At 71.8% G+C, this 25,688-nt stretch carries 21 protein-coding genes; 18 read left to right on the plus strand and 3 right to left on the minus strand.

Annotation, left to right across the window (positions count from 1 at the left end):
* Nucleotides 1-12: 12 nt before the first annotated feature.
* The 3 genes from VGX25_RS25330 to VGX25_RS25340 are packed head-to-tail and all read right to left on the minus strand — an operon-like array spanning nt 13 to nt 3,016.
* Nucleotides 13-516 (minus strand): 3-isopropylmalate dehydratase, encoded by a 504-nt coding sequence (locus tag VGX25_RS25330; protein WP_326920401.1) that lies wholly within the window; start codon nt 514-516, stop codon nt 13-15.
* Nucleotides 513-1,781: an aconitase/3-isopropylmalate dehydratase large subunit family protein gene (locus VGX25_RS25335; protein ID WP_326920402.1), complete on the minus strand. Its 1,269-nt coding sequence runs from the start codon at nt 1,779-1,781 to the stop codon at nt 513-515. Before VGX25_RS25335 ends, VGX25_RS25330 begins: the two co-directional genes overlap by 4 nt.
* Nucleotides 1,778-3,016, minus strand: coding sequence for a homocitrate synthase/isopropylmalate synthase family protein (locus VGX25_RS25340; protein WP_326920403.1), 1,239 nt, complete (start codon nt 3,014-3,016; stop codon nt 1,778-1,780). The genes VGX25_RS25335 and VGX25_RS25340 overlap by 4 nt, the downstream gene beginning before the upstream one ends.
* 349 nt (nt 3,017-3,365) lie before the next feature.
* On the opposite strand from VGX25_RS25340, the gene VGX25_RS25345 reads away from it, so the two are divergent.
* The 18 genes from VGX25_RS25345 to VGX25_RS25430 all read left to right on the plus strand — a co-directional run.
* Nucleotides 3,366-4,373 carry a TauD/TfdA family dioxygenase gene (locus VGX25_RS25345; protein ID WP_326920404.1) on the plus strand — a complete coding sequence of 336 codons (1,008 nt, stop codon included), beginning with the start codon at nt 3,366-3,368 and terminating at the stop codon, nt 4,371-4,373.
* Nucleotides 4,374-4,541: 168 nt separating this feature from the next.
* Nucleotides 4,542-5,771, plus strand: coding sequence for a phenylacetate--CoA ligase (locus VGX25_RS25350; protein ID WP_326920405.1), 1,230 nt, complete (start codon nt 4,542-4,544; stop codon nt 5,769-5,771).
* Nucleotides 5,772-5,970: 199 nt separating this feature from the next.
* On the plus strand, nt 5,971-7,494 hold the full coding sequence (locus tag VGX25_RS25355) for a hypothetical protein (protein WP_326920406.1): 1,524 nt from the start codon (nt 5,971-5,973) through the stop codon (nt 7,492-7,494).
* A gap of 324 nt (nt 7,495-7,818) precedes the next feature.
* Nucleotides 7,819-8,319, plus strand: a complete 501-nt coding sequence (locus tag VGX25_RS25360; protein WP_326920407.1) for a hypothetical protein — start codon at nt 7,819-7,821, stop codon at nt 8,317-8,319.
* Nucleotides 8,316-8,762 carry a phage holin family protein gene (locus VGX25_RS25365; protein ID WP_326920408.1) on the plus strand — a complete coding sequence of 149 codons (447 nt, stop codon included), beginning with the start codon at nt 8,316-8,318 and terminating at the stop codon, nt 8,760-8,762. Before VGX25_RS25360 ends, VGX25_RS25365 begins: the two co-directional genes overlap by 4 nt.
* Entirely contained in the window at nt 8,759-9,238 is a 480-nt protein-coding gene (locus VGX25_RS25370; protein ID WP_326920409.1) for a DUF3618 domain-containing protein, read from the plus strand. The genes VGX25_RS25365 and VGX25_RS25370 overlap by 4 nt, the downstream gene beginning before the upstream one ends.
* A gap of 15 nt (nt 9,239-9,253) precedes the next feature.
* The gene (locus VGX25_RS25375; protein ID WP_326920410.1) at nt 9,254-10,153 is read left to right on the plus strand and encodes an SDR family oxidoreductase; all 900 of its coding nucleotides are present in this window, start codon (nt 9,254-9,256) and stop codon (nt 10,151-10,153) included.
* Between the two features lie 263 nt (nt 10,154-10,416).
* Complete coding sequence (locus VGX25_RS25380; RefSeq protein ID WP_326920411.1) at nt 10,417-10,608, plus strand: pyridoxine 5'-phosphate oxidase C-terminal domain-containing protein; 192 nt, start codon at nt 10,417-10,419, stop codon at nt 10,606-10,608.
* A gap of 622 nt (nt 10,609-11,230) precedes the next feature.
* Nucleotides 11,231-12,826, plus strand: coding sequence for an ABC transporter substrate-binding protein (locus VGX25_RS25385; RefSeq protein WP_326920412.1), 1,596 nt, complete (start codon nt 11,231-11,233; stop codon nt 12,824-12,826).
* Between the two features lie 8 nt (nt 12,827-12,834).
* Nucleotides 12,835-13,839, plus strand: coding sequence for an ABC transporter permease (locus VGX25_RS25390; RefSeq protein ID WP_326920413.1), 1,005 nt, complete (start codon nt 12,835-12,837; stop codon nt 13,837-13,839).
* Between the two features lie 3 nt (nt 13,840-13,842).
* The gene (locus tag VGX25_RS25395) at nt 13,843-15,717 is read left to right on the plus strand and encodes a dipeptide/oligopeptide/nickel ABC transporter permease/ATP-binding protein (RefSeq protein ID WP_326920414.1); all 1,875 of its coding nucleotides are present in this window, start codon (nt 13,843-13,845) and stop codon (nt 15,715-15,717) included.
* Nucleotides 15,718-15,931: 214 nt separating this feature from the next.
* Nucleotides 15,932-16,888: an ABC transporter ATP-binding protein gene (locus tag VGX25_RS25400; RefSeq protein ID WP_326920415.1), complete on the plus strand. Its 957-nt coding sequence runs from the start codon at nt 15,932-15,934 to the stop codon at nt 16,886-16,888.
* Nucleotides 16,885-20,229, plus strand: coding sequence for a serine hydrolase (locus VGX25_RS25405; RefSeq protein WP_326920416.1), 3,345 nt, complete (start codon nt 16,885-16,887; stop codon nt 20,227-20,229). Before VGX25_RS25400 ends, VGX25_RS25405 begins: the two co-directional genes overlap by 4 nt.
* A gap of 135 nt (nt 20,230-20,364) precedes the next feature.
* On the plus strand, nt 20,365-21,219 hold the full coding sequence (locus VGX25_RS25410; RefSeq protein WP_326920417.1) for a GNAT family N-acetyltransferase: 855 nt from the start codon (nt 20,365-20,367) through the stop codon (nt 21,217-21,219).
* A gap of 11 nt (nt 21,220-21,230) precedes the next feature.
* Entirely contained in the window at nt 21,231-22,337 is a 1,107-nt protein-coding gene (menC, locus tag VGX25_RS25415) for an o-succinylbenzoate synthase (protein ID WP_326920418.1), read from the plus strand.
* A gap of 76 nt (nt 22,338-22,413) precedes the next feature.
* A complete protein-coding gene (locus tag VGX25_RS25420) occupies nt 22,414-24,048 on the plus strand; it encodes a helix-turn-helix domain-containing protein (protein WP_326920419.1) in 1,635 nt (544 codons plus the stop codon).
* A gap of 51 nt (nt 24,049-24,099) precedes the next feature.
* Nucleotides 24,100-25,137, plus strand: a complete 1,038-nt coding sequence (locus VGX25_RS25425) for a LacI family DNA-binding transcriptional regulator (RefSeq protein ID WP_326920420.1) — start codon at nt 24,100-24,102, stop codon at nt 25,135-25,137.
* Between the two features lie 100 nt (nt 25,138-25,237).
* Nucleotides 25,238-25,688 (plus strand): discoidin domain-containing protein (locus VGX25_RS25430; RefSeq protein ID WP_414635962.1); only part of this gene is annotated, 451 nt, incomplete at its 3' end.

Raw genomic sequence — 25,688 nt, forward strand, 5'->3', positions numbered from 1 at the left:
GCCCAGCCTCGCCTACCCCAAGTGTCTCCCCTTGTCGGGGAGCAACTCGAGCAGCCCACCGGCGGCCCAGATCCGGCGAACGAAGTCGCCCGGCGGCGTGAGCCGGATGGTCTCGCCGTCCTCGGTGCGGAGGGTGGCGGCTTCGGGGTCGACCGTGATCCGCTGTCCCTTGTGCACGCGGGCGAGGTCCGCGGGGTCGGCGAACGTGAGGCAGGGCACGCCGTTGTTGGTCGCGTTGCGGAAGAAGATCCGGGCGAAGTCGATCGCGATGAGCGCGCCGATGTGGTTGAGCTTGATCGAGCGGACCGAGGTCTCCCGGCTCGAACCGCAGCCGAAGTTTCGCCCGGCGACCACCACGTCGCCCGGCTGGAGGTTGGGCTGCATGTCGGGGTCGTGGCCGTGGAACAGGCCGCGCCGGACCTTGTCGGGGTCCAGGCTGTAGAACGCCGGCGGATGGATGACATCGGTGTTCACGTCGTCGCCGAACAGCCAGACCCGCCCAACGATCGGAGTCATTCGTCCCCCAGGTCGCCGTACAGATCGGGCCCGAGCTCTCCGCGCACCGCCGCGCGCGCCACCGTTCGCGCGCTGGCCAGGTACGTGCGGCTCTGCCAGTGCCCCATCCGTCCCCGGAAGTTGCGGTTGGAGCTGGATACGCACACGTCGTCCGCGCCGAGCACGCCCTTGTCGATCCCGCCACACGCGCCGCAGCTGGATTGGTTGACGATCGCGCCGGCCTCGGTCAGGGTCTCGATGTAGCCGGCCCGAAGCGCCTGCTTGAACACCTCCACCGACGCCGGGATCACCACGAAGCGAACGGCGGGGTGCACCTTTCGATCGGCCAGCTCGGCCGCGGCGACCCGGATGTCGGACAGCCGGCCGCTCGCGCAGGAGCCGAGGAAGGCCGTGGTGATCCGGACCGGCTCCAACTCCCGCACCGGCACCACGTTGGCCGGCGACCAGGGTTTGGCGATCCGTGCGTCCAGTTCGGTCAGATCGATGTCGATCACTCGCTCGTACTCGGCGTCGGCGTCCGGCCGCACCAGGGTGCCGAGCAGCTCGCCGTCCCGCCTGACGTAGTAGTCGACGGTGATCTCGTCCGGGACGAACACCCCGAACTTGGCGCCGATCTCGACGGCCATGTTGGCGATGGCGAACCGGTCGTCCTGGCACAACCGAGAAGTGGACTCGTCGTGGAACTCCAGCGACCGGTACTGCCCGCCGCTCTCACCGAGAATGGCGAGCAGCTCAAGGACGATGTCCCGGCCGCTGGACCGCGCGGGCAGCGCGCCGTGGAACCTGACCGCGATGGTCCGTGGCCGGCGCATCCAGGTGGTCCCGGTCGCCAACGTGAACAGGATGTCGGTTGCGCCCATGCCGGTCGCGCACACACCGATACCGCCGGCCATGATCGTGTGGCTGTCCGCGCCGACGACCAGACCACCGGCCTGGCACAACTTGTGCTCCACCAGCAACTGGTGGCAGATCCCGCGGTCCAGCATGAGGTTGGGTATGTGCTGCTCCCGCGCGAAGGCGAGGAACCGGTTGGAGATGTCCGCCCGCTCCGCCGTCGCAGGCGGCGAGAAGTGGTCATTGGCCAGCAGGACCCGCTCACGGTCCCAAATAGACAGTCCGCGGCGCTCGAAGTCGTCGATGAGCAGCGCGGTCGTGGCGTCGTGGCCGAGCACGGCGTCGACGTAGACCCGGCGGTAGAGAGCCGTGTCGTCCTCGTCGCACGCGTGCGCATCAATCACCTTGTCGCTGATCGTTCGCCCGGTCATGTGCCGCCTTCGCTGGATAATCGGTCGTACTCGGTGATGACCAGCTCCGGCGACACACCTGCCAGTGCGGAGACCATGAACGCCTCCTTGGCGGCATATGCCCGCTCGTAACGGGTCTTGTCCTTGCGCTCGACCGCCTGCTTGACCACGTCCACCAGCCGGCGCGCGGTTTCGTCGTCGACGTCGCGGGGTGGGTCAGCCTGGCGGAGAATGTGCCGGATCAACGATGCGCCACTGTGCTTGCCGAGCACGTAGCCGCGCTCGCGGCCGGTCCACGCCGGCGGCAGCACCTCGTAGCTGCGGGTGTCCTTGAGCATGCTGTCGACGTGCACACCGGACTCGTGGCGGTAGACGTTGTACCCGGTGACCGGCTTGGTCGCGCTCATGTGGATTCCGCTGGCGCGCTCGACGAAGCCGGCCAGCTCGGGCAGCCGCTCGGCCAGAACACCGTGGCGAACTCCGTAGAGATGGGTCAGCGCGGCCAGGCACTCGGCGAGGTCGGCATTACCGGCCCGCTCGCCGATTCCGTTGACCGTACAGGTGATCGCCCGGGCGCCGGCGTCCACGGCGGCCAGCGTGTTGGCCGTGGCCAGGCCGTAGTCGTTGTGCGCGTGGGTGCAGATGGCGATGCCGGGATCCAGTCGCTCGGCCAGAGCCCGCACCAACGTACGCATTCCGGCCGGATGCGCGCAGCCGACCGAGTCCGCCAGGATCACCCGGGAGACCGTGCCGGGCGCACACAGCTCATCGACCAGCCGGATCAGGTGCGCCGGATCCGCCCTGGTGGCGTCCTCGAACACCACATTGAGCCCCATGCCCTCGCCGAGCACCTCGTCCACCCCGGTGCGCATGAGATGTGCCGCCTGGTCCCGGGTGATGCCAAGGGTTTCCCGTAATCGCAGGTCGCTGGTCGGCATGAACAGAAAGACCTCGTCCGCCTGCGCCTTTCCCGCGGCGGCGATGTCCTGGCGCAGTGGACGTGCCGTCGCGCCGAGCCGGGCCGCCACACCGGACTGGCGCATCTCCTGCATCGCGTCGAGGTCCGCGCCCGAAGCACCGGGAAAACCGGCGTCCAGCAAGCCGATTCCGGCATCGGCCAGCAGCCTCGCCAGGTGCACCTTCTCCTCGACGGTGAACCACACCCCGGGTGTCTGCTCGCCGTCCCGAAGGGTGCAGTCGATCACCTCGACGGCGGCGGGCCTGGTCGGTGAGGCCGCGAGTGGTGTATCCGCCACTGGAACTGGTCCTCTCGGCCGGACGCACTCCTGCCGATCAACGGGCCTCCCCCGAGGCAGCATCAAACCGTGCCCCACGACCGTCGTCAATAGCCGCATTGTCGAAAACGTCTGCTGTGGCACGGAAAAACGCAGGTGACAGAACTGGACTGATCTTCGTAAGCTCGTCCCCTAGGTAGAATCGTGTTGCGTTGCACCGAGAGGGTGGACCCGCCGGCAGGCGTCGAGACCGCCGAGCGGACCAGGCCATGCGGCCGGTGACAAATCGCGGAGACTCCACTACTTTGCACCTCGACGAACCGGCCGCGTCGGTTCCCTGCCCTACGCCGATGACATCCCAGGGGTCGGTATGCAGCTGTCACATGCCTTCACCGACGCCGAACGCGACGGCTTGCGTGCGGTGCTGCGGACCGTGCGCGCACACCCCTATCGGGACCCGGTCGCCTTCTCCGCGGAGGTCGCCGAGCTGATCGACCGGGCGGAGGTGCCACCGGAGCTGGTCGAGGTGGCCAGACGGATCCGCAAGGACCGCGAAACCGGCTCCGCGTACGCCCATGCGTTGCGCAACTGCCCCCTTGACGACCACATACCACTGTTGGACCAGGACGATCCGCTCGCGGACAAGTACGTCAAGAAGACCACATTCGTCGCCGAGGCATTCCTGCAGCTGTTCGGACACCTCGTCGGCACGCCGCTGCTGGCCTACGGGACACGGTTCAACGGCGACTTCTTCATCGATGTGATCGCGATCAACCGGTACCGCGGCAAGCAGACCGGGTTCAGCGACGGGGAGTTGGCCTTTCACAACGACCGCACCGCCCATCCGGTGCGGGCCGACTTCATCACCCTGCTCGGGATGCGCTGCCCGGACGCCGACATCACCTACACCGGTTTCGTGTCCGGCCCGAGCCTCCTGGCGATGCTCAGCGAGCAGGATCAACACACGTTGCGTCAACCGTACTTCTATACCCCGTTCGACGTGCTCTCCCGGGACAAGAACAACGCGCTGACCATCTCGGACAACCATCCCATCTTCTACGACGAGCACAGCGTGCGGTACGTCGACACGCACACGACGGTCACGCCGGATGCTCCACCCGAGGCCAAGGACGCGCTCATCGCCCTGAAGAACGCGTTGGTGCGGGCGGAGAAGGTCCGGCACCGCATCCGCACGGGTGACCTGTTCACCTTCGCCAACCAGGAGGGGCTGCACAGCCGCGAGCACATCGAGATCAACGATCCGGAACGGGCCCGAACCCGTTGGCTGCTCAAGACCTATGGCTTTCGGGATCGGGAGACGGCCGACCGGTACGCCGGCCGGTGGTTGGCCGGTGTGCCCGGCCGGGTGGGCGACTGACTCCACAATGGATGGACAGGGGTGGGCGCCGCCACTAGGTCATCCGGCGCAGCGGGACTGCTCCCGACCGACCATCCCCATTGGTATGGATAGGATCTTGCGGTATGAAGTTGGCCGGAGTGCGCTCGTAGCCACGCAACTACTCCGACGACCGGGTGGTGGACACAGATGACGGCACCGGTGGATCCCGCGGCCCTGCGCGCCATGCTGGAGCGGGTCGCGTCCGGGTCGGCCTACCTGAGCAAGAAGCTCGAGACGGCCGGCGTGCGGCCGAAGGACATCGCGGAGCCGGGCGACCTGGCCAGGCTGCCGTTCACCACCAAGGAGGAGATCCGGGAAACCCCGGTGCTGGAGTTCTCGGCCGTGCCGCCCGAGCGGATCGTGCGGGTGCACGCATCCTCCGGCACCACCGGTCGGCGCACCATCTGCGCGTACACCGCGCGGGATGTCGAGGACTGGACGGAGATGGTCGCCCGGTGCCTGCGTTATGCCGGGGTCACTCCCGACGATCGGGTGCAGATCGCCGTGGGGTACGGGCTCTGGTGCGCCGGAGTCGGGTTTCAGGCGGGCGTCGAGCGGGTCGGCGCGATGGCCGTGCCGACCGGGCCGGGCAACACCGAGCTGCAGCTGGAGTTGGCGCGCGAGCTGGGCAGCACGGTGCTGTGTGCCACGTCGTCGTTCGCCCTGCTACTCGCGGAGCTGGTGGCGACGCGCGACCTGCGGTCACAGCTCGCGCTGCGCGTCGCGCTCACCGGCTCGGAGCGGTGGGGTGAGGGTACTCGGGCGCGGATCGAGTCGCTGCTGGGGGTGCGGACGTTCGACTTGTACGGGTTGACCGAGTTGTGGGGGCCGGGTGTCGGTGTGGAATGCGAGCGGCACGACGGTATTCACGTGTGGGGTGACCATTTCCACGTGGAGGTCGTCGATCCGGAGACGCTCGAGCCGGTGCCGCCGGGTGTGGTCGGGGAGATCGTGGTGACCACGTTGTACAAGGAGGCTACGCCGCTGATTCGGTACCGCACTCGCGATCTGTCCTTTGTGTACGCCGATCCGTGTCCGTGTGGCAGCCCGTATCCGCGTATCGGGCGGATCCGGGGTCGGTCGGATGACCAGGTCAAGGTGCGTGGGGTGATCTTCCTGCCGATGCAGGTCGACACCGTGCTTGCCGATCTGCCCGGCGCCGGGCCGGAGTTCCAGGCCCACGTCGACCGTGACGCCGCCGGCCGCGACAACCTCACCATCCGGGTGGAGGCCGACAACCCGACCGTCGCCCCCGAGCTCGAGCGGCGGCTGCGCGACAAGATCGGCCTGCGCGTCGACGTCGAGCTCGTCGAACCAGGCACCCTCCCCAGGAGCGAACGCAAGACCCAACGGGTCTTTGACCACCGCATCCTGTGAGCCGCGTACGCGACGAGGCGCCCGCGGAACCGGTCCAAGCCGGCTCGCCTCCGCCCCGTCGAAGACATCGGGCTGCCGCTCGACCGCACTACCCGGACCTCGCAACGAGGGTCAGGCCGACCAGAGGTGCCCATCGCCTGTCACGCGCCGCGGCCGGCGCGCGGGTACGTTCATTCGTGTCGGAGCCGGATGACGACCGGTGACTGATCACGATGGGCTGGAGAGCATGGTGGGGCGCGGCGACATCGGGCGGCGGACGGTACTGCGTGGGATGGGGGTGACCGCGGTCGCGAGCCTGGCGCTTCCGGACCCGCTCGCCGCGGGGGTTGCGGCGGCGGGCGTCGGTACGAGTCCGCTCGACCTGGACTTCCGGATCGTGGCGAAGTACCGGCCGTTCGACCTGATCGCTCCGCGGTTCGTGCAATACGACACGGCGGTGACGCCGGCGCTTGCCGGTGACACGCTGGTGTCCACCGGTGTGCGGCCCCGGGCGCCGTTCGGCTCGGTGCTGGTGGAGGTGCGCGAGCTGAGCGGGTCCGGGGTGGTCGCCGGGCTGGTGGGCGACGGCGGCGGGGTCGTCGGTGCCTACGACTCGTCGACCGGGCAGGTCAGCGTCGAGGTGACCATGGGCGGGAGCACGACCTCGGTGAAGACCGGCATGGCCCGGCTGGTCGCGCCGTTCGGGTTCGCCGTGGTGGTGAACGAGAACGCGGTGACCGTGCTGGCCGATGCCACGGGAACGGGCACCGGGTGGCAGCCGCTGCTCACCGAGCGGGACGGGGTTCGGGCCCGCATCGATCTGCGCGATCCCCGGGTGCTGGGTCGGCTCAGCTACGCCTACGGCGGCCGGGGGAGTGGTTCGGTGCTGCTGGGTCGCGTGCGGGCGGGCTACTACGGCCAGGCCGGCGTGCGGGACCCGCACGTGGTGCAGTACGCCGACGGGCGGCCCTACATCAAGGACGGCAAGCTGTACCTGACCATGACCAACGCGGGGTTGGGATTCTTCCAGCAGGCGCACTGGGCGGTGTGGACGCTGGATCTGGCCGATCCGAGCAGGTTGGAACAGGTCGCGACGTTGTTCTTCACCCGGGGCGGGTTGACGCTGGGCGATCACGCCGGGCAGATCGTCTACGACGAGCGGCGTCGCCGGTTCATCCTGCTGATGAGCTCGTGGGGTGACTTCAACTTCACCGGTGTGCATGTGCGGCACACCACGACGAGCGCAAACGTCCTCTCCGGCGTGCATGTGCTGGCCACCGAGCCATTGCCGCTGCCAACAGACGTCAGCTCCTGGGATCCGGCGCTGACCAGAATCGACGGCCGCTGGCACGTCGCGTTCGTGGAGAGCCCGGCCCAGCAGCCGGCGTTCGTGTTTCATCCCGCGCTGGCCGCCGCGCCCCGCGGTGCCGACTACGCGCGGGATCTGACGCTGCTGGGCGCGGACACCTCGGTGGACCAGACCGAGGGCACGATCCTGCAGAGGTTCGGCTCCACCTGGTACGTGCTCGCCAGCGACGGGGATGCGCGCCAATACAAGGTTTACGACCTGAGGATGCGCCCGCTCGGCACCCTCGACGCGCCATACGGCACCAACATTCCCCATCCGATGGTGGTACCGGTCCGCCGAGGCTGGTGGCTGCTCACCTTCGACGGCACCCAGTACGCCGAGCCGATCCTCGGTTTCGGCGGGCACGGGGACTTCATCGTGATGGCAGCCGACTGATCGAGCCGCGGCGGTGCATGCCGGGCAACTCAATCTACTGTGGACAGTGGGCGGCCGGAATTCACCGCTGCACCGGGCTGGCGCGCCGGACCGCAACTTTCCGCCCATCCAGGTTTAGTCCGGCACACCGGGCGGTATCCCGGCGCCGCCGGTCGAGCAGCGTGCCGGCTCTCCTCTCCCATCCAGAGAATGCGGCTCACCCGTGCTCGGGGTCGGAGAATGCTGTCGCACAATTCAGGAGAGATCGACATGACGCAACAGACCGATTTTGCTCCGTCGCGCACTGATTCGGAGTCCGGAACCGTTGGCGAGCAGGCGAGGCAGGTGACGTCGCAGGCCGGCCGCCGGGCGCGCCAGCTGCTCGACGAGGGCGTGGACCAGCTGCGCGGGCAGGCCCGGGACGGGCAGCGGAAGTTGGCCCACGGTCTGCGGGACCTGACCGACCAGCTGCGCCAGATGTCCGGCCGGACCGATGGGTCGGGTCTGGCCGCCGACCTGGTGCAGCAGGCGACCGAGCGGGTGGATGAGGCGGCGTCGTGGCTGGAATCCCGCGACCCGGGTGATCTGGTGGACGAGATCCGGCAGCTTGCGCGCCGGCGCCCCGGCGTGTTCCTCACCGGCGCCGCCGTGGCCGGCCTGCTGGTCGGCCGGCTGACCAGGAACATGGGGACCTCCTCGCGGCGCACCGGGAACCCGGAGCGGCCGCCCGGCACGGCGGCGGACGTCGCGCAGGCTCCGCCGGCCGTCGTCCCCGATGACGGCCCGGCATCGGCCGCCGGCTCCCCGGCGACCGGCTCGCCCGGCACGGGCACGGTGCCGTCATGACCGACTCGATGGGCGGACCGATCCCGGCGGGTGGGCCCGGCGGCGGCCGGGTCGATGTGGAGAGCGCATCGGTCGGTGAGTTGATGGGCAACGTGTCCCGCGATCTGCTCACGCTGCTGCGGCAGGAGATCGTTTTGGCGAAGGCCGAGATTCGGGCGGAGGCACGGAGAGCGGGCCGGGCCGCCGGGATGCTCGGCATCGCCGGGTTCGCCGGTTACATGCTGTTGCTGTTCCTGTCGCTGGCCCTGTGGTGGGGCCTGGCGAACGTCATGGACCAGGGCTGGGCCGCGCTGATCGTCGCCGCGCTGTGGGCAGTCCTCGGCATCGCGGTGTATGCCGTGGGCCGCAACGAGCTGCGCGCCGTGAACGCCACCCCGGAACGCACGGTCGAGACCGCCAAACAGATACCCCAGGCCCTGAAGCCACATGAGGAGAAGCCATGACCACCCATACCGACCCGGACCAGTTGCGCCGCGAGATCGAGCAGACCCAGCGCGGTCTGAGCGCCGACGTCGACGCCCTCACCGAGAAGGTGACGCCGCGCCGGATCATGCGGCGGCGCATCGACCGCGCCCGCCGGGCGACGTCCAGCATGCGGGACAGGATCATGGGAACCGCGTCGGGCACGAACCCCGCCGGCGACCGGGTGCGCCGCACCACGGAGGGCAACCCGCTCGCCGCCGGTCTGATCGCGTTCGGCCTCGGCTGGTTGACGGCGTCCGTGCTGCCGCCGAGCCGGCGTGAGCAGGAGCTCGCCGGCCAGGCTAAGGACGTGGCACGCGAGCACGTTCAGCCGGCCGTCGGCGAGCTGGCCGACCAGCTGAGGGAGAACCTCCGGGAGCCGGCCAAGCGGGCCGTCGAGTCGATCAAAGAGGACGTCCGGGACGCCAAGGACAACATCATCGAGCGCGCAACATAGCGGGAGGCAGCCGCGATGGCGGAGGACCAGTACACCCAGCGGGACCCGCGGTACCAGCACCCGCGGCCGGATCGGCAGGAGGGCCGGGAGCAGGAGCACCCTGGCACGGGTGCGGAGATGGGACCGCGGCCGGACCACGGCGAGAGCTCCTACCGCGGCAGCAACCGGCTGGTGGGCCGGAAGACCGTGATCACCGGTGGCGACTCGGGTATCGGCCGGGCGGTGGCCGTGGCTTTCGCCCGGGAAGGCGCTGACGTGCTGTTGTCCTATTTGGACGAAGAGCAGGCCGACGCCGAGGAGACGGCGGAGCAGGTGCGGCGGGCCGGCCGGCAGGCCGTGCTGGCGCCGGGCGATCTGCGCGGCGAGGAGCACTGCCAGCGGGTGGTCGAGCAGGCGGAGCGTGAGTTCGGCCGCGTCGACGTGCTCGTGAACAACGCCGCGTACCAGATGTCGCACGACGACGGGATCCTGGGCATCTCCACCGAGCAGTTCGACCACGTGATGAAGACCAACCTGTACGCGATGTTCTGGTTGTGCAAGGCGGCGGTGCCCCACATGCCGCCCGGCGCCAGCATCATCAACACCTCGTCGATCCAGGCTTTCCAGCCGTCATTCCACTTGATCGACTACGCGATGACCAAGGCCGCCATCGTCAACTTCACCAAGGCGTTGTCGGCCGACCTGGTCCGCAAAGGAATCCGGGTCAACTCGGTTGCACCCGGCCCGGTGTGGACACCCCTTATCCCGGCCACCATGCCGGCGGACAAGATAGACTCCTTCGGAGCGCAGACCCCGCTGGGCCGGGCCGCGCAGCCCGCCGAGCTCGCCCCGCCGTACGTCTTCTTCGCCTCCCAGGAGTCCAGCTACGTCACCGGCGAGGTCCTCGGTGTGACCGGCGGACAACCGCTGACCTGAATCCGACGGGTCGGCCGCACACTGGTCCGTAGTGGACCGATGGCCTTGGTCCGCGCGACCGCGTGCGTGCCCGAGCCGATGGGCCTGGACGTCAGAGATCGGCGAGACGGCGTTCCAGGAAGCGGCGTTCGGTGTCGGTGGTGGCAAGGGCCAGGGCGCGGCGGTACGCGTCTCGGGCGGCCGGGATGTCGTGCAGCCGGCGAAGGAGCTCGGCGCGGGTGGAATGGAAGTAGCGATACTGGTCGAGGTCCAGGTGGTCGAGGATGGCGCTGCGGGCGCTGGCCGAACGGCTCCCCGCCGCCAACACTCCGCTGCCGCGGCCGGCCAGCTACTGCGTCTTCGAACTGCGCCCGCATACCCTCGAGTTCTGGACCAACGGCCGAGACCGCCTGCACGAGCGGCTGCGCTACGACCGCACCGGCCCCACCTGGACCGCCCGCCGGCTGCAACCATGACCAGCGGTTTCGCGGGCAGCGCTGGCCGTCCGTGTCGGCAACCCGGCCGCCAGGAACAACCCGGTAAGCAGGTCCGGCTCGCCGACCGCGAAATACGCGCCGAGCAGGTCGAGCACCTCACCGGTGGTGCGCCGGGGCCACCGCGTGGGCCAGTGCCAGATCCGGGGCTGTGCAACAAGCGGCCAGGCACCCGCACGGCGACCCGCCCGTCCTGGCCATGGCTCCGGCAAAGTCGCCACGATCGCCCTGTGAAACGACGGCTGTGCAGCGCGCGGCGCAGCCGTCGTTTTACACCCGACTCGGGCGACCCGACCAGGCCGCTTCGCGATCACACCCTGCCGCCCGGCACCATGACCCGACCCTGCCCGGGGCACCGGAGCCCGGCCAACTGGTTCGGATATGAACTTCCGCTCAGCGGGTCGCGTGGCACACCGTGGAGGGGGCTGGGGTTCGACGTTCGGCGGACGACCGACTGTCGCGCGATAGCCGGGCACGGGGTTCCCGGGGCCGTCGGTGATTGGACGGCCGGACGAAGCCGGTGCCGATGCGTGGTTCGTCCGCACAAAGACAAGGGGAGAGCCGGCTGGGCAGGCTTCGGCCAAGGAACCCTGTTGGAGGCGTGATGAAGTCGGTTCTGAGCACTGCGGCGGCCGGCGCGTTGGTGTTCATCCTCGCCGCGTGCGGGAGCGGCTCCTCCGGGCAGACTTCCGGCGGCGGACAGAGCTTCGCCGATGGCAAGACGTTCACGATGGTGCTGCCCGCCGATCCGGGCAACCTCGACCCGCACTTCACCTCCCTTGCGGTCACACTGCAGGTCGACCGGTTCCTCTACGACTCGCTGCTCAACGTCGACGAGCAGGGCAAGCTGGTGGCGGGCCTGGCCGAGAAGTGGGAAGCGACCACCACGAAGGCCACCTTCACCCTGCGCAAGGGCATCACGTGCGCGGACGGCACCCCGCTGACCGCGAGCGCGGTGGCCGCGAACATCAACTTCATCGGTGACCCGAAGAACGCCTCGACCCGGATCGGGGTGTGGGTGCCGCCGGGGGCGACCGCCACCGCCGATGACGCGGCGGGCACCGTCACGGTCACCGCGCCGATGCCATCGTCGTTTTTGGACCGCACGGTCGGCGGGCTACAAGTGGTGTGCGACAAGGGAATGAAGAACCGCGACCAGCTCAAGCAGGGCGCCGCCGGCACCGGGATGTTCACCATGGCCGAGGCCGTCTCCGGCGACCACTACACGCTCGAGCGCCGCAAGGACTACGCGTGGGGTCCCGGCGACTGGAAGACCGACCAGGCGGGCCTGCCGGACCGGGTGGTGCTCCGGGTGGTCGGCAACGAGAGCACCGCGGCGAACCTGCTCACCTCCGGCGAGGTGAACGTGTCGGCGTTCATCGGCCCGGACCAGCAGCGGCTGCAGGGGCAGCAGCTGTTCCAGCGGGACGTGGTGGCGATCCTCGGCGAGCTCTGGTTCAACCAGAAGGCCGGCCTGCCCGCAGCGGACGAGGCGGTCCGGCGGGCCCTGACCCAGGCGCTGGATCTCGAGCAGCTGCGCGCGGCGATGACCGGCGGGACCGGCAAACCCGCGACCGGCCTCGTCGCTCCCGGGCTGACCCCGTGCGAGCCGGGCGACGTCGCGTCGAAACTGCCCGCGTTCGACGTGGAGAAGGCGAAGTCGGCGCTGGACGCCGCCGGTTGGCGGGCCGGTCCGGACGGCATCCGCGCCAAGGACGGCAGGACGCTGTCGCTCACGTTCTACTACGTGACCGAGCTCGGCCCGACCATGCAGGCCACCGCGGAGCTGGTGCAGCGGTTCTGGCAGGCGGTCGGTGTGGCGGTCGGCACCAAGGGCGCGGCACAGGCCGAGATCAACCAGGTCGTCGTCGGCGGCCAGGGCAGCTGGGACGCCGTCGTGCTGCCGCTGAACACCGGCCTGCCGAGCGACCTGGTGCCGTTCTTCTCCGGGCCGACACCGCCGGACGGCACGAACTTCGCCGGCATCCAGAACCCCACCTACGCCGCGGCCGTGCGGGAGGCGTCGGCGATCGCGGGCACCGCCGGCTGTGCCAAGTGGAACTCGGCCGAGCAGGCGCTGATCGAGCGCGTCGACGTCGTTCCGTTCGCCAACTCGAACCGGCCGGTGTTCGGCAAGGGCGCGGTCTTCGAGCTCAGCGAGGGCAGCGTCGCGCCAGGCTCGATCCGGATGCTCGGCTGACCGCCGCCATGACCAGCGCCAGTACCGAAGTCCGTGCGGCGATTGCGGCCACCAGAACCAGCGCGGGCGGCACGTGGCCGCGGTTCATCGCCCGCCGGCTGGGCCGGCTGCTGGTCTCGGTGTGGGTGCTGATCACCGCCGCGTTCCTGATGATCCATTTGATCCCGGGCGACCCGGTGCGGGCGGCGCTGGGTCCACTCGCCCCGGCCAGCCTGGTGAACGCGCGGCGGGCGGCGTTGGGGCTGGACGACCCGCTGTGGCTGCAGTACGTGCACTACCTGCGCCATCTGTTCACCGGGGAGCTCGGCAGCTCCATGATCACCGGGCTGCCGGTGTCCGAGGTGATCGGCGACCGCCTGCCGGCCACCCTGGTGCTGGCGGGTCTCGCATTTGGACTGGCGGTGCTGGTCTCGATCCCGCTCGGCGTGGCCATGGCCGTGGCGACCCGCGGCGGCCGGCGGCGGTTCACCGAGCTCACGTTCACCTCGACGACCGTCGTGCTCGCCGCGATCCCGGAGTTCCTGCTGGCCGTCGGCCTGGTGTACGTGTTCGGGGTGTGGCTGGGCTGGGCGCCGGTCGCGGGGCGGGAGGGTGCGGGGGCCTACGTGCTGCCGGTGCTGGCGCTGGCCATCGGCCCGGCGGCGGTGCTCGCCCGAATCGTGCGGGTGGAGCTGCTCGCGGTGCTGCGGGCCGACTACGTCCGCACCGCACGCGCCAAGCGGCTGCCCGCCCGGCTGGTCTACCTCCGGCACGCCCTGCCGAACGCGGTCACCGCGACGCTGACGCTGTGCGGGCTGCTGCTCGGCGCGCTGGTCGCCGGCACGGTCCTGGTGGAGAACGTGTTCGCCTGGCCCGGCCTCGGCAGCTCCATCGTGGGATCGATCCTTGCCAAGGACTACCCGCTCGTGCAGGGCATCGTGCTCGTCTACGGCCTCGGCGTGCTGCTGGTCAACCTCGCGGTCGACGTCGCGCTGGCCGTGCTCGACCCGCGCTCGGCGATCAGGGAGAGCTGAGACGTGGCGGCGCGAGGCAACCCGGCGTGGCGCGCCGCGCTGCGGACGCCGGTGGGGGCGGGCGCGGCGGGGCTGCTCGGCGCGGTGCTGCTGCTTGCCGTGCTGGCGCCGGTGTTGTGGTCGGACCGGGCGAACGCGATCGACACCCGCCGGCTGCTGCTGGGGCCGTCCGCCGAGCACTGGATGGGCACCGACAACCTGGGCCGGGACATCTTCTTCCGGGTGCTGGTCGCCACCGGGCCGTCGGTCGGGTTGGCCCTGCTGGCCACCGCGGTCGGGGTGCTGCTCGGCCTGCTGCTCGGGACCGCCCCGATGCTGCTGGGCACCCGGCTCGGCCGGCTGGTGACCGCCGCGGTGAACATCGCGGTGGCGTTTCCCGGCCTGCTGCTCGCGCTGTTCTTCGCGGTGGTCTTCGGCGTGGGCCGGACCGGCGCGCTGCTGGCGATCGGGTTCGCCATCGCGCCGGGATTCGCCCGGTTGACCCAGACCCTGGTGGCGCGGGTCGAGGGCATGGACTTCGTGGCCGCCGCGCGGATCGCCGGGCTCGGCCGGTTCCGGCTGCTCGTCCGGCACGTGCTGCCCAACATCGCCGACCCGCTGGCGGTCAACGCGACGATCGCCGCGGGCGGCACGCTGCTGGCGTTCGCGGGGCTGTCCTTCCTCGGTCTCGGCGTGCAGCAGCCGGACTACGACTGGGGCCGGCTGCTCGGCGAGGGGCTTCCCGGCATCTACCTGCGTCCGGCAGCGGCGCTGGCGCCCGGTGTGGCCGTGGTCGTCGCGGGGCTCGCGTTCAACCTGTTCGGTGAGGCCATCGCCAAGGGATTCGGGCAGCGCACCGGCACGGTCCGGGTGGGCGCGGGCCGCCGCCCGGTCGCCCCGCCTCCGGTGGTCGGCGACGAGTCGCACGTGCTGGTGGTGGACGGCCTGCGGGTCGGCTTCCCCGGGGTCACGCCGGTGCGCGGGGTCGGCTTCACGCTCCGGCGGGGCGAGGCGGTCGGGATCGTGGGGGAGTCGGGCTCCGGCAAGAGCCTGACCGCGCTGGCCATCGCGGCGCTGATCGAGGAGCCTGGGCAGGTGCGCGCGGAGCGGCTGGAGTTCCTCGGCCGTGATCTGCGCGGCGGCGTCGGCAGGGCCCACCGGCAGCTGCTCGGGACGTCGTTCGCCGTGGTGTTCCAGGACCCGATGACCTCGTTCAACCCGACCATGCGGATCGGCCGCCAGCTCGCCGAGGTGGCTGAGGAGCACCAGGGGATGAGCCGGCGGCAGGCGCTGGCCCGCGCGGTCGACCGGCTGCGTGCGGTCCGGGTGCCGGCGGCGGCGCGGCGGGCCCGGCAGTTCCCGCACGAGTTCTCCGGCGGCATGCGGCAGCGGGCGATGATCGGCATGGGCCTCATGGGCACCCCGGCGCTCATCGTGGCCGACGAGCCGACCACGGCGCTGGACGTGACCGTGCAGCGCCAGGTGCTGGCGCTGCTGGCCTCGATCCGCTCCGCCGACTACGTGGCGCTGCTGCTGATCTCGCACGACATCACGGTCGTCGGGAAGGTCTGCGACCGGGTGCTGGTCATGTACGCCGGCCGGGTCGTCGAGGAGCTGCCCGCCGCCGAGCTGCGCACGCATGCCCGCCACCCGTACACCCGGGCGCTGATCGCCGCGGTGCCGGACATGACCACCGACCGGGACCGGCCACTCGCCGTGATCCCCGGCCGGCCCGCCGACCCGGCCGCCTTCCCGCCCGGCTGCGCGTTCGCACCGCGCTGCCCGCTGGCCGACGAGCGGTGCGCCCGTTCCGATCCGCCACTCGTGGCCGACGGGGACGGAAACCGGGTCGCGTGCTGGCATGCCGACGTGCCGGTTCCGACGGGGGAGCGGTCATGAGGAGCCCGGTGTCAAGCATGAGCGGGGCCGGGGTGGCCGGGTGGGGTGTGGGCCGGGGTGCGGGTGGCGCGCGTTGCGGGTGCCGCGACGCCAAGTCAAGGGCGCCTTCGGCGTCGCTTCGCGATCGCTCGCTGCTCGCGACCCTTGACGGCCGGACGCGGCACGTCACGATGCGCGCCGCCCCGCACGCCCCCACGCCTCCCGTGGAGGCGGCATGAGGGAGCTGCGCTTCGAGGACGTCACGGTCCGGTACGGCACCGAGCGCAGGGGGCTGACCGCGGTCGACGGCGTGAGCCTCACCGTCCCGGCCGGCGCGGTCGTCGGGCTCGTCGGCGAGTCCGGCTCCGGCAAGTCGACCCTCGCCCGCGCCGCGGTCGGCCTGACCCCGACGACCGGCGGGCGCATCCTGCTCGACGGCGAACCGGTGCCGCACCGCGGGCGGCGGCCAGTGCAGCTGGTGTTCCAGGACCCGTACTCCTCGCTCGATCCGCGGATGACCGTCGGCTCGTCGATCGCCGAGACCATGCCACCGTCGCTGCGGCGAAGAGCCGACCGGCGCGCCGAGGTGGCCAGGCTGCTCGAGCTCGTCGGCCTTCCCGCGGAGCGGGCGGACCGGTACCCCGAGGAGCTGTCCGGCGGTCAGCGGCAGCGGGTCGCGCTCGCCAGGGCCCTCGCCGGCGAGCCGCAGGTGATCATCGCCGACGAGCTCACCTCGGCGCTGGACGTGTCGATCCAGGGCGCCGTCCTCAACCTCGTCCGCGACCTGCAACGCCGGCTGCGCCTGTCGATCCTGTTCATCTCGCACGACCTCGCCGTCGTGCGGTACGTCAGCGATCACCTGGCGGTGATGTACCTGGGCCGGATCGTCGAGCACGGCCCGGCCGCCGACGTGCTCGACGACCCGCAGCACCCCTACACCCGGGAGCTGCTCGCGGCCGTGAGCTCGGCGCAGCCACCCGACTCCGACGTCGCCGACGCCGAGCCGGCCGACCCGCACCACCCGCCGCCCGGCTGCCGGTTCCACCCCCGCTGCCCGGTCGGCCCGCTCGTGCGCACCGAGCGCGAGATCTGCCTGGACACCGAGCCGGACCCGACCGGGCGCCGGCACCATGCCGCCTGCCACTTCGCGGCTGCCGCGCCACCACTACCAGACCGAGGAGACAGCCGGTGACTCGACGCCAGCGCATCGACGACCTGACCACGTTCGCCGTGCCCGAGCAGCCCGCACTGTCGCCGGACGGCGGCCAGATCGTCTACGTGCTGCGCACCTGCGACCCGGACGCGGACCGCAACATCCGCACCCTGTGGCGCGTCGGCAGCCGGAACGGCGAGCCGCGCCGGCTCACCCGCGGCACCGCCGACTCGGCGCCGGCCTGGTCGCCGGACGGCACCCGGATCACGTTCCTGCGCGCCCAGGACGGCCCGCCGCAGGTGTGGCTGCTCCCGGCCGACGGCGGCGAGCCGGAGCGGCTGACCACGCTGCCACTCGGCGCCGGTGCTCCGGTGTGGAGCCCGGACGGCACCAAGATCGCGTTCGGCGCCCCGGTGGACCTGCACGCCGGCAAGGACGAGGACGACGCCGCACGCACGCGCCGGGCCGCCGCGCCGGTCGCCACGACGCGCCTCGACTACCGGGCGGACGGTGTGGGCCTGCTCCGTGCCGTCCGCACGCACCTGCACGTGCTCGACGTCGAGACGAAGGAATGCCGGCGGGTCACCGCAGGCGACTGGAACGCGGGCGACCCCGCGTGGTCACCCGACTCCGCCAAGCTCGCCTTCGCCGCCGCCACGGGCCCGGACGCCGATCTCGTCCCCCGGGCGCCGGTGCACGTCCTCGACCTCACCGATCGCCTCGCCATGCCGGAGCCCGTCGCGCTGGCCGATGGCGTCGGCGGCCCGCTCGCCTGGACGGCGGACGGATCGGCGCTGCTGGTCGTGGGGAACGAGAGCGGCCCCGTCGGCCATGCCGGGCTGCTGCGCGTGCCGCTCGACGGCGGGGAGATCAGGAACCTCGCGGCGCCGTTGGACCGCAACGTGATGCCCGGCGAGGCGGCGTACCCGGGCGCGCCGCCGCGACTCGGCGCGGACGGCGTGCTGTTCTGCGCCCGCGACCGCGGCTGCACGCACCTGTTCACCGTCCCGGTCGACGGCGGCACACCCCGACCGGTCGTCGCGGGAGCCGGCCGCGTGGTGGCCGGTGTGTCGGTCGCCGGCGACACCGCCGCGATCGTGCTCGCCACCCCGACGTCGTTCAGCGAGATCGTCACCGTTGATCTGCCCACCGGCGCGGAGACCGTCCGCACCGCGCACGGCGGCACCGACGTCGAGCTGTTTCCCCGCCAGGAACGCGAGTTCACGATCTCCGACGGCACGGTCGTGCACGGCTGGCTCGTCCGCGACCCCGCGACCACCGGAGCGGGCCCGCTGCTGCTGGACATCCACGGCGGCCCGCACAACGCCTGGAACGGCGCCGCCGACCAGGTGCACGTCTACCACCAGGAGCTCGCCGCCCGCGGCTGGACGGTGCTGCTGCTCAACCCGCGCGGCAGCGACGGCTACGGCGAGGCGTTCTACACCGCGGCCATCGGCGCGTGGGGCGAGGCCGACGCGAAGGACCTCCTCGAGCCGATCGAGGCGCTCGTGGCGGAGGGCGTCGCCGACCCGAAGCGGCTCGCGGTCGCCGGCTACAGCTACGGCGGCTACCTGACCTGCTACCTCACCAGCCGCGACGACCGGTTCGCCGCCGCGGTGACCGGTGGCGTGGTCAGCGACCTCACCAGCATGGCCGGCACCTCCGACGAGGCGCACCTCCTCACCGAGTACGAGCTCGGCGGCCAGCCCTGGTCCGCCCCCGACCGGTACCCGGCGATGTCCCCACTGTCCACAGTGGATCAGGTGCGCACCCCCACCCTGATCGTCCAGGGCGAGTCGGACATCCGCTGCCCGATCGGCCAGGCGCAGCAGTGGCACGCGGCGCTGCGCGAGCGGGGCGTGCCGTGCGAGCTGGTGCTCTACCCGGACGGCTCGCACCTGTTCATCCTCGACGGCCCGCCCGGGCACCGGATCGATTACAACCGCCGCATCCTCGACTGGGTGGAGCGGCACGCGAACGGCAGGCCCGCCCGGCTCGACGCCGCGCACTGGCGGCGCCGGCTCGCCGCCCTCGCCGAGCGGTACCGGGTTCCCGGGGCCACGCTGGGGATCCTGCGCATCCGTCCCGACGGCGAGGACGACCTCGTCGAGGCCGCGTACGGCGTGCTGAACATCGACACCGGGGTCGAGACGACCACCGACTCGCTGTTCCAGATCGGGTCCATGTCGAAGGTCTGGACCACGACGGCCGTCATGCAGCTCGTCGACGACGGCCTGCTCGACCTCGACGCCCCGATCATCGAGGTGCTTCCCGAGCTGCGACTGTCCGAACAGGACACCACGGAGAAGGTGACCATGCGCCACCTGCTCACCCACACCAGCGGCATCGACGGCGACGTGTTCGACGACACCGGGCGCGGCGACGACTGCCTGGAGAAGTACGTCGCCGTGCTGGCCGGGGTGGCGCAGAACCACCCGCTCGGCGCCACCTGGTCCTACTGCAACTCTGGTTTCTCGCTGGCCGGCCGGGTGATCGAGAAGCTGACCGGCAAGACCTGGGACGCGGTGCTGCGGGAGCGGATCTTCGGCCCGCTCGGGCTGCGGTACACCGGCACCCTGCCGGAGGAGGCACTGCTGCACCGCGCCGCGGTCGGGCACGTCGGCGAGGGCGACGAGGACCCGAAGAAGGCGCCGGTCTGGGTGCTGCACCGGGCGGCCGGTCCGGCCGGACTGATCAACTCCACGGTCGCCGAGGTGCTCGCGTTCGCCAGGATGCACCTCACCGGCGGCCTGGCCGCGGACGGCACCCGGGTGCTCAGCGAGCGGAGCGTGGCCGCGATGACCGAATGGCAGGTCGATCTGCCGGACAAGCACATACTCGGCGACTCGTGGGGCCTCGGCTGGTGCCGGTTCGGGTGGGACTCCCGGCGGCTCGTCGGCCACGACGGCAACACCCTCGGGCAGGCCGCGTACCTGCGCGTGCTGCCCGACGAGGGCCTCGCGGTCACGCTGCTCACCAACGGCGGCGCGGCGCACGGCCTCTACGAGGACCTGTACCGCGAGATCTTCGCCGAGCTCGCCGGGATCGAGATGCCCCAGCCGATCGAGCCGCCGGCCGAGCCGGTGTCCGTGGACGTGACCCCGCACCTCGGCACCTATCAGCGGGCCAGCGTGCGGATCGAGGTTCTCGCCGCCGACGAGGGCGCGGTCCTGCGTACGACGGTCACCGGGCCGCTGGCCGAGATGATTCCGGAACCCACCAAGGAGTACCCCATGGTGCCGGTCGGGGAGAACCTGTTCGTGATCCGCGAGCCGCAGCTGCGGATGTGGGTGCCGGTGACGTTCTACGAGCTGCCGACCGGCGAGCGCTACCTACACTTCGGCGCCCGCGCGACACGGTTCCGCCGCTCCGGGTTTTAGATGCGGTCGTTGCGTTCCAGCGAACAGTGCGGGAGTCGGGTTGAGTGTGGCTGGGTGCCGTCACGGTCCCCTGAGGCTCCGTCGGCAGGCGCGAGGCATCGGCCTTGCGGGCCTGCTTGCCCGGGGGTGGAGGCTATGACGGGCACGGACTCGGATACCGCCGCCGCCCTCGCCGACGCGGCGGCAGCGGCGGCCGGGGTGCGGATCCGGGAGCTCGTCGAGCCGGCCGAGCTCGGCGCCGTCCCCGTGGTCTTCCACGGCATCTGGCGGCCGGACCCGGCAGACCCGCCGGTGACCCCGACGCTGTTGCGCGCCATGGCCAAGGCCGGCAACTACGTCACCGGCGCCTACGACGGCGACCGTTTGGTGGGCGCCTGCGTCGGGTTCTTCGGCTCACCGCTGAGCAACGAGCTGCACAGCCACGTCACCGGGGTGGCCGCGGCGGCCGCCGGCCGGGGCGTCGGCTTCGCGCTCAAGCTGCACCAGCGCGCCTGGGCGCTCGGGCGCGGTGTTTCGACGATCACCTGGACGTTCGACCCGCTTGTCCGCCGCAACGCCTTCTTCAACCTGGTCAAGCTCGGCGCGACGGCCGCGGAGTACCTGCCGAACTTCTACGGCGGCATGCACGACGACATCAACGGCGGCGACGACTCCGACCGGCTCCTGGTGCGGTGGGACCTCCGCGCGGCCGAGGTGACCGCGGCGTGCGGCGGAACGCCCGCCGCCAGCCACGCCGAGGCCGAGCTGGCCCGCGGCGCGGTGGTCGCCCTCGCCCGATCGGACCACGACCTGCCGGTGGCCGGCTCGCTCGACGGCCGGACCGTGCTGGTGGCCACGCCGCGGGACGTCGAACGGCTCCGCCCGGCGGATCCGGACCGGGCCAGGCGGTGGCGGACCGCGGTGCGCGACGTGCTCGGGACGCTGATGGCCGACGGCGCCAAGATCGCCGGGTTCGACCGAGCCGGGTGGTACGTGGTGACCAGAGGGTGACGGGGAGTCCGATGAAGCTGACCGGGGTGGAGCTGCGCCGGATCCGGATGCCGCTGGTGGCGCCGTTTCGCACCTCCTTCGGCACCGAGAGCCGCCGGGAGGTGTTGCTGCTGCGGGTGGTCACGGCCGACGCGGAGGGGTGGGGCGAGTGCGTGGCCATGGCCGAGCCGCGGTACTCCGCGGAGTACGTCGACGCCGCCGCCGATGTGCTGCGCCGGTTCCTCGTCCCCGCGCTCGCCGAGCGGCAACGGCTCGACGCGAGCGCGGTCGCGCCGGCCCTCGCCCCGTTCGCGGGGCACCGGATGGCCAAGGCCGCGCTCGAGCTGGCCGTGCTCGACGCCGAGCTGCGGGCCGAGGGCCGTTCGCTCGGGCATGCGCTCGGCGCGGTGCGCGACCGGGTTCCGTGCGGCGTGTCGGTCGGCATCATGGGCTCGGTCGCCGAGCTGCTCGACGCGGTCGGCGGCTACCTGGACGCCGGCTACGTCCGGATCAAGCTGAAGATCGAACCCGGCTGGGACGTCGAACCCGTGCGCGCGGTGCGGGAGCGGTTCGGCGACGACGTGCCGCTGCAGGTCGACGCCAACACGGCATACACCCTCGCCGACGCCCGCCACCTGGCCCGGCTCGACCCGTTCGACCTGCTGCTGATCGAGCAGCCGCTGGCCGAGGACGACCTGCTCGGGCATGTCCGGCTGGCCAGGATCATCCGGACGCCGGTGTGCCTGGACGAGTCGATCACCTCGGCCCGCGCCGCCGCGGCGGCGATCACGCTCGGCGCGTGCTCGATCGTCAACATCAAGCCCGGCAGGGTCGGCGGCTACCTGGAGGCCCGCCGGATCCACGACGTGTGCGCGGCGCACGGCGTGCCGGTGTGGGCCGGTGGAATGCTGGAGACCGGGCTCGGCCGGGCCGCGAACGTCGCGCTCGCCGCGCTGCCCAACTTCACGCTGCCCGGCGACACGTCGGCATCGGACCGCTACTACCGCACCGACGTCACCCCGCCGTTCGTCCTCGACGGCGGGCACCTGGCGGTGCCGACGGGGCCCGGGATCGGTGTCGATCCGGTGCCCGCCGAGCTCGACGCGGTGACCACGTCGACCGAGTGGCTGCCGCTGTAGGACCACACAACTTCGGCACCCGATTTCGTCCGCACCGACCATCTAGACTGGGCCATTTCGCCCCTAGTTTCGGACGGTGCTCGTGTCGAAGAACCGGCAACCGCACGCCAGCCTCGGCCGCGTGCTCGACGACCTCGGCGCCACCCTGCTCGAGCTGGTGTGCGGCGATCCGGACCGGCCGGGGGACATCGGGGGCGTCGCCATCCACGACCCGATCGAGGAGCCGGCGCTGCCGCGGCACGCCCTCGTGCTCGGCGTCGGCCTGCGCCGGCCGGAGGAGATCGCGCGGCTCCTGGCCGACCTCGGCCGGCACGAGGCGTGCGCGCTGGTGGTGCGGGCCCCGGTCACGCGATCCGACGAGCTGGCGGCGGCCGCCAGGGAGTCCGGCGTGGCGCTGCTCGGGCTGACCCGCGGCGCGTCCTGGGCCCAGCTCGCCGCGATCCTGCGTTCGCTGCTCGCCGAGGGCGACGTGGGCGACGCCGGTCCGGAGACCCTTGGCGGGATCCCGTCCGGCGACCTGTTCGCCCTCGCCAACGCCATCGCGGCGCTCATCGACGCGCCGGTCACCATCGAGGACCGCGGCTCGCGGGTGCTGGCCTTCTCCGGCCGGCAGCACGAGGCCGATCCGTCCAGGGTGGAGACCATCCTTGGCCGGCAGGTGCCCGAACGGTTCGCCCGCATGCTGGCCGAGCGCGGCGTGTTCCGCGAGCTCTACCGCAGCGACGCGCCGGTGTACGTCGAGCCGCCCTCCTCGACGCTGGCCGAGTTCTCGGTGCCGCGGGTCGCCGTGGCCGTGCGCGCCGGCGACGAGGTGCTCGGCTCGATCTGGGCGGCGGTGCACGAGCGGCTCAGCGCGGACCGGGCGCGGGCGTTGTGCGACGCGGCCAAGCTGGTCGCGCTGCACATGCTGCGCGTGCGGGCCGGGGCGGACGTCGAGCGCCGGCTGCGCACCGACCTGCTGAGCACGGCGCTCGAGGGCGGCGCGGGCGCCCGGGAGGCGCTCAACCGGCTTGGCCTGGCCAGCCAGTCGGTCGTCGTGCTCGCGCTCGCCATCGTCGGGCCCTCCGACGACGCCACCTCGGCGACCGAGCGGCAGCGGCTGACCGACGGCCTTGCCATGCACCTGAGCGCGGTCCACCCGCGGTCGGCTGCCGCGCTGATCGGTGACACGACCTACGGCCTGGTTCCGGTCGCGCGGGACGGCGACGGCGAAGGCCAGGCGCTGCGCACCGCCGCCGACTTCCTCGAGCGGATCGGCCATCGGGTCCGCGCCGTGATCGGCGTCGGGCCGGTGGCGCACGACGTTGCCGGTCTTGCCGACGCCAGGGCCAGCGCCGATCGCGCGCTGCGGGTCCTGCGCACCGGCAACGGCGCGCGGCACCTGCGCGTCGCGCGCCTTGCCGACGTGCACGTCGAGGCCCTCGTGCTCGAGCTGCGCGATCTGGTCGCCGCCCGCGGCGACCGTCCTACCGGGCCGGTCGCCCGGCTGGCCGCCTACGACAAGCGGCACAGCACCAATCTCGTCGAGACCCTCCGCGCCTGGCTCGACGCCTTCGGCGACGTGGTCGCCGCGGCCGCGGCGATGTACGTCCACCCCAACACCTTCCGCTACCGCCTGCGCCGCCTCGCCGAGGTCGGCGGCATCGACCTGTCCGACCCGGACGCCCGGTTCGCGGCGATGCTGCAACTCCGGGTGGTCTCACCCGGCTAGATCCGGGACGATCAAGGGAAAACGCTCTCCGGGGTCGGTACGATGCGCGACATGGGCGGTCGGCCGGCGCGGACGGCGACGTTGGAGGACGTGGCCCGGGTCGCCGGGGTGTCGAGGGCCACGGTGTCCCGGGTGATCAATGGCATCCGCAACGTCGACCTGGGGATCCAGGAGGCGGTGCACCGAGCCATCGAGGCCACCGGCTACGCGCCCAACCGGGCGGCGCGTTCCCTGGTCACCCGGCGGGCGGGCACCGTAGCCCTCGTCGTCTCCGGTTCCGACGGCGCCGGGCCGGGCTTCTCCTCCGCGGTGTTCGCCGACCCGTTCTTCGGCCGGGTGGCCGCCGGAGTGGTCGACTTCCTGCGCCCGCTCGGCATCCATCCGTTGCTCATGCTCGCCGACACCGACCGGGCAAGGGCCGAGGTGGTGGCGCACCTGCGGCAGGGCAACGCCGACGGCGCGCTGGTGGTCTCCACGCATGCCGAGGACGCGCTGCCGGAGCTGTTCGTGCGCGCGGGCGTGCCCGCGGTGCGCTTCGCCCGGCCGGCCACCCCGATTCCGATCAGCTACGTCGACCTGGCCCACCAGGACGGGGCCCGGCTCGCCGCCGAGCACCTCCTTGCCCGCGGCTGCCGCCGGCCGGCGACGATCACCGGCCCGCTGGACGTCCCGGCGAGCCAGGACCGGCTGGCCGGCTTTCGGGACGCGATGGCCCGCCACGGCCACCCGTACATCCCGATCGTGGAGGGCGACTTCAAGCAGGACGGCGGCGAGGCCGCGATGGAGCGCCTGCTCGCCGAGCATCCGCGGATCGACGGCGTGTTCGTGGCCAACGACCTGATGGCCCTGGGCGCGTTGCCGGTGTTGCGCCAGCACGGGCGCCGGGTGCCCGAGGACGTCGCCGTGATCGGGTTCGACGACAGCCCGCCGGCGCTGGCCTGCCGCCCGCAGCTGACCACGGTCCGCCAGCCGGTCGAGGACATGGCCGCGGCGATGGCCCGGATCCTGTTGTCCGGTATCGAGGATCCGGGTCGCGAGCCGACCTCGATGATCTTCGACCCGACGCTCGTGGTGCGGGCGTCGGCCTGAATCGGTCTTGACAGCGGGACACCGTTGGGCCCACTCTCTGGGAGAGCGCTCTCCCGGGTCCCCTGCCCTCGCCCCGGTGCCGCTGTCAAAGGAGATGGCCATGAGCTTCTTCTCTCGTCTCGTGCTGTCCGCGGCCCTGCTGGCCGGTACCGCGGTCGCCGTCTCCCCGGTCCCTGCCGGTGCGGCGCCTTCGCTGATCTCGCAAGGGAAACCGGCCACGGCGTCGTCGGCGGAGAACGCCGCCACCGCCGCGAGCGCCGCGGTCGACGGCAACTCCGGGACCAGGTGGTCGAGCGCGTTCGGCGACCCGCAATGGATCCGGGTCGACCTCGGCGCCAGGGCCACCCTGACCCGGGTCGACCTCGACTGGGAGGCGGCCTACGCCCGGTCGTTCCAGATTCAGGTGTCCGACGACGCCACGACGTGGACCACGGTGTACTCCACGACCACCGGCACGGGCGGCAACCAGACGCTGGCCGTCACCGGAACCGGCCGCTACGTCAGGATGCTCGGCACCGCCCGCGCCACCCCGTACGGCTACTCCCTCTGGG

The sequence above is a fragment of the Actinophytocola sp. genome (genome assembly GCF_035942955.1).
Lineage (GTDB): Bacteria > Actinomycetota > Actinomycetes > Mycobacteriales > Pseudonocardiaceae > DASYTH01.